Here is a 3,282-nt window from a genome sequence, read left to right on the forward strand (position 1 = left end):
GCAAAACACCCGTTCCGGCCTGACCATCTCCTCCCGCACCCACGGCGGGATCGGAATAGTGGCTTTGTAGGTCTGCGGCTCCACCAGCGACTGCCAGCGCACGAAGAGCATCTCCGGCAGGTCGACGTTGCTCACCGGCTTCATCGCCCCACCCCCCTGGTGCCAGCCCTCCGCTTTGTTCGTATACGCCGCGACTCCACCGTGAACACGGAAAAACGCCATACCGCGCTGATCCAGCACATCCACGCTTTCCACCCACACCTCCATGTAGCGGGGCGCGGCCAGGCCGACGTACCACGTGTCATACGGCAACCTTGGCGGGCCAGGAGGTGCCCAGCCATTGTGATCGCGGGCACAGGCACCCAGGTTCAGCAGCAGGACGGCAGACAACACCAGGCGCTTCATACCGGGTGATCCTTGTGCGGCTGGTTGGGGTAGACGTTGCGGGTATCGTTTTCCGCGGGCTTGTTGACCAGGACGCCGCTGCTCGGCGTCCAGTGCGCGGATCGATGGATGTAATGGCCGCGCAGCAGCCGCTCCTGTTCCAGGCTAAGTTGAACCTCGATACCGGCCAGCACCGATTCCAATGTTGTAGAGGCAATCGCCTGCAAGTCCTCCGGCAGCTTGAAGCGTTTGTCTTCATCACTGATGACATCGAATGGCACCCCATGGCGCACGCCCAGCTCACGCATCACTCGCAGGCCAATCAGGGCGAGCTCGCCCCGCACAGGCCGGTCCAGGACGACGGCCACCAAGAAATGGCGTTCCTGGCTGTCGCGGTCGCCCCGAGGCGGCATGGCGATCGGCCAGCAGGTGATCTCGATGTCACCTTCTCCCGCCAGGCCGCCGGCGAGCAGGGCATTGACCCGAGCGCGCGCCTGTTGCCATAGCGGATGGTCCGTTGGTGCTTGCCGACGCGTCAGGATCATTCGCCGAGGCCGGGTAACCAGCAGACGCTCCCTTCCGCGGGGCAGGTACCCACCGCCAATGTCGGAGTGCACACCCGGCAGGCTGATCTGCTCATGCCCTGGCTGCACGCTGTTGAGGGCGAAGTTGTGGCGGCATTCATCGCGAGCGCGCAGCTGGACCACCTTCCGTGCACAGCCCGCCGGTAAGTAGAGGTTGACTCCAGGGTTACTGGCGTTAGCCGCGCTGAAATCGCCGTCTGACAGGCTGACCAGTCCCGCCACGCTATCGAACAGGCCGATGAAGTTGAGGCTCACGTGAATGGCCGGGTCGAACCCTGGCCGCAAGCCGAAACGGCCTGCGCGCAACAGCGCCTGGAACACGCCGCGACCGGGCTTGAGCAGTTCGTTGGCACAGTGCCGTGCCGCCGCCGCGCCCCGGCTGAAACCGAACAGATCGAACTCCACGGCACGAACACGGATGCCAGGGTTGGCCGCGATAAAGTCCCGCAACTGCTCCTCTATTTTCGCCGGGGCCTGCTCGACCCGCGCCACCACCCCGGTTTCACCTTTACCGGTGCCCTGGCCATAGAGCGAATCCTCGCCGCCGCTGCGGGTGCCGATACCTTCGAGGTAAATCTTGACGTACCCGATATCTGCTTCAGCAGCGACTGGAACCGTTGCGTTATCGGGATACAGGTCATAGAGATGTGCCACGTTACTCGGCGCATTGCCGTAGCTGTTGCCGGGCGTCCGAGTAAAACTGCTGCCATCGAGCCCGGCGTAGCCGTAGCCTTCGCATTGCCGGATTATCGTCGCCAGTTCGTCCACGCTGAACTGATCCAAATCGTCGCGTTGGCATTGCGCGACAGCGGCCGCGTTGGCCAGGTTGTTGCCGGTGCCATCGAAGAACAGCCCCAGGCGCAATACGATGCCGTCGGGCAGTTCTTCCTCTTCCTCCTCCTCTTCCAACTCCTCGCCATAAGTCACCGAGAGCGCCTCGGGCCTGGAGGTGTAAATACGTTGGGTGAATCCCTGACTGTCGGTCACGCCGCGCCAGGTGCGCCCTGAGGCGCCCGTGATCTTGTAAGGCATGGCGGCCAGGGTTCGTTGGCCATCGTCTGCGAAGAGTTGGAATTGCTCGTCAAAGCGCAAGGGCGGCTGCACTTCCAGGGGCAAGACGGGCAGGGACCTTGCCTGGGGAGCCTTGCCTTTCTGGTAGTCGAAATGCACCGCCTTGATCAGGTGCTCACCCTGGGTGCCGGACTCGATGCGGTAGGGGTCGAGGCTGATGTAGCTGCCGCCGGCGTTGAGGACAATCTTCTGCTTGGCGGTGATATGGATTTCATCCTCGGTGCTGACGATGTCCAGGCCATGGCGGGCCATCAGCTCCAGGCGGTCGTTCTGCGCCTGGATCTTGACCGCGCCCTGGTTGGCGATGAGCTTCAGCCCCAGCTTGCGCACGAACAGGCTGACGCCCTCGCCCACCCCGATGAATAGGCGCCGGACCACGCTGAGGGCCGCATCCTTGCCGGCGTTGGCGATGAGGTTGCGTTCGGCGGCTAGCTGCAGGTGCCGGCCGCTGGTGAGGGCGATGCCCTGGGGGGCGCTGAGCAGCACCACGGCTTCGCGCAGCTGTTCGAGTTGCTCGCGCATGAAGGTCAGTTGAGCCTGCACGTCCGCCGGGTCGGCGGTGGCGGTCTGGGCATCGTCGGAAAGCACCCGCAGTTGCTCCCCCGCTTCCCGCAACCGCGCCAGGGTTTCGTTCATCGCCAGCACCTGACCCTGGGCACGGGCCTGCTCGTCGGCACTGATGAACACCCCCTTGCCGGCGCGGATGGCGCCCCAGCCATCGGTCCGTAGCTCGAAGCCCTCACCGCGTTTCTGCCGCTGCCCGTCCACCAGGTGACCGAGGTTGAGCTGGCTCTTGCCGCTGTGTTCGGTGCTGAGCTTGATGTGTTCCTGGCCGCGGGTGTCGTCCAGCCGCAGTTTGTTGTTGGCCGGGGTGCGCAGCACGTTGCGCTTGTAGTTCTTCAGGGTCACCAGGTCCGGGTGCTGGCTGTCGTGCAGGGCGAAGGCGATGAAGCCCCGGTCGGGGTCGCCGTGCTCGAAGGCGATGCCGACCTCGGTGCCCTGGATCAGCGGCAGGTGAAGCCCGTAGGTGTCGCCGGCATAGGGCCGCGCCAGGCGCAGCCACATGCTTTCTTGCCCCGCGGGCCAGGTGTCCTGGTCGAAGAGGAAGTTGACCTTGTAGCGGCCTTCCAGGTCGATGTGGCTGTAGAGGTCGCCCGCCTGCGGGCTGGTGACCCGCGCCGGTATGGTGCCGGCGATCACCGGTTTGGCCAGTCGCGCCGGGCGGAAGCAGATGTGCTCGGCG

1 protein-coding gene and 1 pseudogene are annotated in these 3,282 nt (G+C 64.7%); both read right to left on the reverse strand.

What is annotated here, in order from left to right; all coding sequences use genetic code 11:
• A partial coding sequence (locus E8F20_RS03010) for a DUF2931 family protein (RefSeq protein WP_280282380.1) occupies positions 1-405 on the reverse strand: 405 nt, incomplete at its 3' end.
• Between the two features lie 1,718 nt (positions 406-2,123).
• A pseudogene (vgrG, locus tag E8F20_RS03020) lies at positions 2,124-3,282 on the reverse strand (type VI secretion system tip protein VgrG); the annotation flags it as partial.

It is taken from the genome of Pseudomonas sp. BN415 (assembly GCF_029871195.1).
In the GTDB taxonomy this organism is placed as follows: Bacteria; Pseudomonadota; Gammaproteobacteria; order Pseudomonadales; family Pseudomonadaceae; genus Metapseudomonas; species Metapseudomonas resinovorans.